Source organism: Brevibacterium rongguiense (genome assembly GCF_009857845.1).
Classification (GTDB): domain Bacteria; phylum Actinomycetota; class Actinomycetes; order Actinomycetales; family Brevibacteriaceae; genus Brevibacterium; species Brevibacterium rongguiense.
In genome coordinates, this window is the sequence record NZ_WWEQ01000099.1 from 1 (window position 1) to 5,370 (window position 5,370).

5 protein-coding genes and 1 pseudogene are annotated in these 5,370 nt (G+C 73.8%); 4 read left to right on the plus strand and 2 right to left on the minus strand.

Annotated features, from left to right (window positions below):
* From GSY69_RS13365 to GSY69_RS13380, 4 genes and pseudogenes are all read left to right on the plus strand, one after another.
* Nucleotides 1-254: pseudogene (locus GSY69_RS13365) on the plus strand (hypothetical protein); the annotation flags it as partial.
* Nucleotides 254-763, plus strand: coding sequence for a YbaK/EbsC family protein (locus GSY69_RS13370; protein WP_160954328.1), 510 nt, complete (start codon nucleotides 254-256; stop codon nucleotides 761-763). The pseudogene GSY69_RS13365 and the gene GSY69_RS13370, both read left to right, overlap by 1 nt.
* 103 nt (nucleotides 764-866) lie before the next feature.
* The gene (locus GSY69_RS13375; protein ID WP_328698879.1) at nucleotides 867-1,550 is read left to right on the plus strand and encodes a queuosine precursor transporter; all 684 of its coding nucleotides are present in this window, start codon (nucleotides 867-869) and stop codon (nucleotides 1,548-1,550) included.
* On the plus strand, nucleotides 1,547-2,404 hold the full coding sequence (locus GSY69_RS13380) for an SGNH/GDSL hydrolase family protein (RefSeq protein WP_160954329.1): 858 nt from the start codon (nucleotides 1,547-1,549) through the stop codon (nucleotides 2,402-2,404). The genes GSY69_RS13375 and GSY69_RS13380 overlap by 4 nt, the downstream gene beginning before the upstream one ends.
* 125 nt (nucleotides 2,405-2,529) lie before the next feature.
* Here the strand turns inward: GSY69_RS13380 and tgt are convergent, their stop codons facing one another.
* Together tgt and GSY69_RS13390 are read right to left on the minus strand one after the other, a co-directional pair.
* Complete coding sequence (tgt, locus tag GSY69_RS13385) at nucleotides 2,530-3,807, minus strand: tRNA guanosine(34) transglycosylase Tgt (RefSeq protein WP_160954330.1); 1,278 nt, start codon at nucleotides 3,805-3,807, stop codon at nucleotides 2,530-2,532.
* Between the two features lie 110 nt (nucleotides 3,808-3,917).
* Nucleotides 3,918-5,321, minus strand: a complete 1,404-nt coding sequence (locus GSY69_RS13390; RefSeq protein ID WP_160954332.1) for an FAD-binding oxidoreductase — start codon at nucleotides 5,319-5,321, stop codon at nucleotides 3,918-3,920.
* Nucleotides 5,322-5,370 lie beyond the last annotated feature (49 nt).

Genomic DNA, 5,370 nt, shown 5'->3' on the forward strand with positions numbered 1-5,370 from the left:
AGGCCCAGCCCGACGGCCCCGGTGCCCAGCCCGGCGCGGCCGGCATGCCGGCCGCCCCCTCGGGGTCCTCGCAGTCGCCCGCGACCGGACCCGCGACGGGCCCGCAGCCCGGTGTCGCGACGGGGCCCGGGACGGGGCCGGTCGAACTGCCGGCGCACATCGACCGGGCGGGCACCGCGGACCTCGGCGCGCTGTTCGAGTCCGACGACGGCCAGCGGCGCGAGGAGCGCCCGCGCGACGGGCGGGAGCGCTGATGCACGCGCGCAATGAGCGGGTTCAGCAGGCCCTGCGCGAGGCCGGGATCGACTCGCGGGTGCGGATCCTCGACGTCCACACGCCCACGGCGCAGGCCGCCGCCGAACAGCTGGGCGTCGAGGTGGGGGCGATCGCCAACTCCCTGATCTTCGCCGCCCGCCGGGCCGCGGACACCGCGGCCCACGAGGATGCGGCGAGGCCCAGCGCGGTGCTCGTCATGACGTCCGGCGCCCACCGGGTGGACACCGCCTTCGTCGCCGAGCAGCTGGGGCTGGCCGCGCTGGAGCGCGCCACCCCGCAGCTCGTCAAGGAGGCCACGGGCCAGGTGATCGGGGGCGTCGCGCCCACCGGCCACCCCCGGCCCGTCGCCACCTACGTCGACCGCGCGCTCGCCGCCTTCCCCGTCCTCTGGGCCGCCGGCGGCACCCCCGATTCCATGGTCGACCTGACCTACGAGCAGCTGCTCGCCCTCACCCACGGCAAGGAGATCGACGTTGAGCGTCCCTGAGCACCCCACCCCGCCCGAGCGCCCCGCATCTGGGCGGCCGGACCGCAGCCGCGGTTCGGCGCAGCCCCCCAGCCCGGCGGCGCGCGCCTCGCGCCTGTCGCCCGTGAAGTTCGCTCCGCTCAACGGCCGGTACTACGCCGTGGTGCTCGCCGTCTTCTGCTCCATCCTGCTCATCTCCAACATCAGCGCGACAAAGGTGATCGGCTTCGGCCCCATCGTCACCGACGGCGGCGCGTTCCTCTTCCCATTCGCCTACATCCTGGGCGACGTCATCAGCGAGGTCTACGGCTTCGCCGCCGCGCGCAAGGCCGTCATCGTGGGCTTCGCGATGCAGGTCCTGGCCTCCCTCGTCTTCTACCTCGTCATCAAGAGCCCCGCCGGGCCCGGCTATGAGAACCAGGAGGCGTTCGCCGCCGTGCTGGGCTTCGTGCCGCGGATCGCGCTCGCCTCGCTGTGCGGCTACGTGGTGGGCCAGCTGCTCAACTCGCTCGTGCTCGTCAAGGTCAAACGCCGCATGGGCGAGGGCCGGCTCTGGGTCCGCCTGCTCACCTCGACCGGCGTGGGCGAGTTCGCCGACACCCTCATCTTCTGCATCGTCGCGTTCGCCGGGATCATCCCGGGGATGGACTTCGTCAACTACGTCATCGTCGGCTTCGTCTACAAGTGCGCGGTCGAGATCCTCCTCATGCCCGTGACCTATCAGGTCATCCGCGTGTTCAAGGCCCGCGAGCCCGCCTACTCCGAGGACATCGACCGCGAGCGCATCGCGGAGGGGGCGCGGGTGTGAGCGGCGCACCCGGCCCGCGCCCGCGGGCCCCGCACCGCCCGCGGGCCTCGCATCGCCCGCAGCCCGCGCGCCGGTACCGCCCGGCGGCGTCCTGGGCAGCGGCGCTGGGCGGCGTCGCGCTGGGCGCGGGGCTCGGCTACGCGGCCTCCGTTGCCCGGGTGCAGATCCAATCGCGGCTCTTCCCGCGCTACTGGGAGCTCGTCGCGCACCCGCCGCAGGCGGCCCCCGCCGAGGCGCCCATCGCCATGAGCGTGCTCGGGGACTCCGCCGCGGCGGGGGTGGGCGCGAATGACCCTCAGTCCGGCTACGTGGGCCTGCTCGCAGCCCGGCTGGCTGCGGCGACCGGGCGCGAGGTGCGGGTCTCCAACGTCGCCGTGCCCGGGGCGAGCTCCTGGCTGCTCATGGAGCACCAGCTGCCCCTCTTCGAGCGGCTGCCCGAGGCGGACCTCGTCCTGTGCATCATCGGGGCCAACGACATCGCGGACCGCCGCTTCACGCTCGAGGGCTTCGTGTGGACCGCCGAGCGCCTCTACCCGCGGCTGCCCGCGGGCACCGTCGTCGCGACGATCCCGAGCTTCGGCCTGCCGTGGCTGGAGCGGAAGGTGCGTGCGGCCAATGCCGTCATCGTCCGGCTGGCCCGCGAACACGACCTCGAGCTCGCGGACCTCTACACCGCCACGCGCCGGCTGTGGCCGTTTGCGTACCTGCTCCACCAGGGCGGGGACTTCTTCCATCCCAACGAGCGCGGCTACCGCGTGTGGGCCGACGCCATCTGGCCGGCCCTCGAGCGCGCCTGGGCCCGGCGCGAGCGGCCGACGCAGCCAGCGGCCGGCGCCCCCGAGGCCCGCGGCTAGGGCACCCGCCCGCTCGCTGGGCGGGCGCGCCCTGCGTCGCCTGCTGGGGCGCGCTCTGTTCCTTCTGCTGGGGTGCGCTTAGTTTCTCCTGCTGGGACGCGCGCCCTGCCCCTTCGCCGCTGTGCCTAGGACCGGACCGTCTTCTGCGCGTAGTAGCGGCCCAGGGTCTCGGCCTCGAGCGCATCGAGGTCGCCCGCCTCCATCGCCGCGCGGATCCGGTCGACGAGGCTCACGGTGAACCGCTCGTTGTGGATCGTGCACAGCGTGGAGAACAGCATCTCCTTGGCCTTGTAGAGGTGGCGCAGGTAGGCCCGCGAGTAGTGCTGGCACGTGTAGCAGTCGCACTCGGGGTCGATGGGCCCGAAGTTCCGGCGGTGCGCGGCGGCGGAGAGGTTGAAGCGGCCGTCGCGGGTGTAGACGGCCGCATTGCGCGCCACGCGGGAGGGCGAGACGCAGTCGAACGTGTCGGCGCCGGCGCGGATGGCGGTGAAGAGGTCGTCCGGTTCGGAGATGCCCAGCAGGTGGCGGGGCTTGGCCTCGGGCAGCTCCTCGCACACCCAGCCGACGATCGTGCCGAGGTTCTCCTTCTCCAGCGCTCCGCCGATCCCGAACCCGTCGAAGTCCATGGCGCCCAGGTCCCGCGCCGCCTTGCGCCGCAGGTCCTCGTACTGCGCGCCCTGCAGCACCCCGAACAGCGCCTGGTAGGGCCGGTGGGCGCGCTCACGGGTGAGGCGCTCGTGCTCCGCAACGCAGCGGATCGCCCAGCGCCGAGTGCGCTCGAGCGACTCCTCCTGGTAGCCGCGCGAGTTCATGAGCGTCGTGAGCTCGTCGAAGGCGAACATGATGTCCGCGCCCAGCTCGTGCTGGACGCGCATCGACACCTCGGGCGTGAAGCGGTGCACCGTGCCGTCGAGGTGGGAGCGGAAGTCGACCCCGTCCTCGTCGACGAAGCTGCGCCGCTCCTTGCCCGGTGCGACCGCGTCATCGGAGCCCACCGCGCCGGTCGCCTCCATCGAGATGACCTTCTTGAAGCCGGCCCCCAGGCTCATGACCTGGAAGCCGCCGGAGTCCGTGAAGGTGGGGCCGGGCCAGTTCATGAACGCGCCCAGGCCGCCGGCCTCGTCGATGAGGTCAGCACCCGGCTGCAGGTAGAGGTGGTAGGCGTTGGCGAGGAGCGCCTGGGCGCCCAGCTCCGCCATCTCGTCTGGCCGCACGGCCTTGACGGTGCCCTTCGTGCCCACGGGGATGAAGGCGGGCGTCCGGATCTGCCCGTGGGGGGTGGTGATGGTGCCGGTGCGCCCGCCCGTCTCCAGGCGGCGGCCCACCTCGAAGCCGAAGTGCGGGCGATCGGCGCTGGGGCCGCCGGCCGTCTGGGCGGCCGGCGCGGCGGGGGTCTCAGTCACCGGGCCAGTCTACGGAAGGCCCGGGGCACGTGGGCCGGCGCCCGGCCGCGGGGCCCGCCGCGCGGCCGCGCGGTGCTCCCCGCGCGGCCCCGGGGGGCTCAATCCCCCGGTCACTCCCCCAGCAGCGCGAGCATCTTGCCAGGGTTGAGGATCCCGCGCGGGTCAACCGCGCGCTTGATCGCCAGGTGCAGGGCGCGGGCTGCCGGGTCGAGCTCGCGGGCCAGCCAGCCCGCCTTGAGCACCCCCACGCCGTGCTCGCCGGTGATGGTCCCGCCGAGTTCCAGGCCCGCCTCCATGATGAGGGCGAACGCCTCCTCGGCAGCGGCGACGGCATGCGGGTCCTGCGCATCGAAGAAGATCGACGGGTGCAGGTTGCCGTCGCCCGCATGGGCGCACGTGCCGACCGTGAGGTCAGGGAACTGCGCATCGACCCGGGCGACCGCGGCGAACATCTCCCGCAGCCGCTCGCGGGGCACGCACACATCGTCCACGAGCACGCCGCCCCCGTGGGCCACCGCGTACTTCTCCGAGGCCGGCGAGACCGCCCGCCGCGCCGCGATGAGCAGCTCGGAGTCGCGCGGGTCCTCCGAGTGCATGACCTCGGACGCTCCATTCGCGCGCGCGGCCGCGGCGAACGCCTCGAGCTCCGCGCTCGCGGCGGACAGGGTGCCGTCGCCGTCGGCCTGCACGATGAGCATGGCGCCGGCATCGGCCGGCAGCCCGAAGTCGCCGTAGTCGTTGATCATCCCGATCGTGGTGCCGTCGATGAATTCCATGAGCGCGGGCTTCCCACCGGAGGTCATGTAGTCGCTGACCGTGCCGGCGGCGCTCACGCTGTCCGGGAAGACGGCGATTGCGGTGAGCGGCTGCGGCAGGGCCGGGACGACGTCGAGGGTCACCTCGACGACGACGCCCAGGGTGCCCTCGGAGCCCACGAACAGCTGGGCGAGGCCCAGTCCGGCCACGCCCTTGGCGGTGGGCCGGCCCAGGGTGGTGAGCGAGCCGTCGGCCAGCACGACGCGCAGGCGGCGCACGTAGTCGGCGGTGACGCCGTACTTCACGCAGCACAGCCCGCCGGCGTTCGTCGCGACGTTGCCGCCGATGCTCGAGATCGCCACCGACCCCGGATCCGGCGGATAGGACAGCCCGTGGTCGGCCAGCGCGTCCTTGAGGGCCTGGTTGATGACGCCGGGCTGGACGGTGCACGTGCCCTCCGCCGGGTCGATGCCGACGATCGCGTCCATCTTCGCGAGGCTGAGCAGCAGGCAGCCGTCCACGGCGTTGGCGGCCCCGGACAGGCCCGTGCGCGAGCCCTGCGGCACCACCGGGATCCGGTGCTCGTGGGCGAACCGGAGGGTGGCCTGCACGTCCTCGATGCTGTGCGCGCGCACGAGCGCCCGCGCGGTGCCCACCGGGGAGAACAGCGCGTGGTCGGCGGAGTGGGCGGCGATGACATCGGCGTCCTCGACGACGGCGCCCGCGCTCAGCGCCTCCCGCAGCGGCGCGAGGTCCACCGCGGCACCGCCGAGGCGCGCGCCGGGCGCGGCCGCGGGCTCGCCCGCG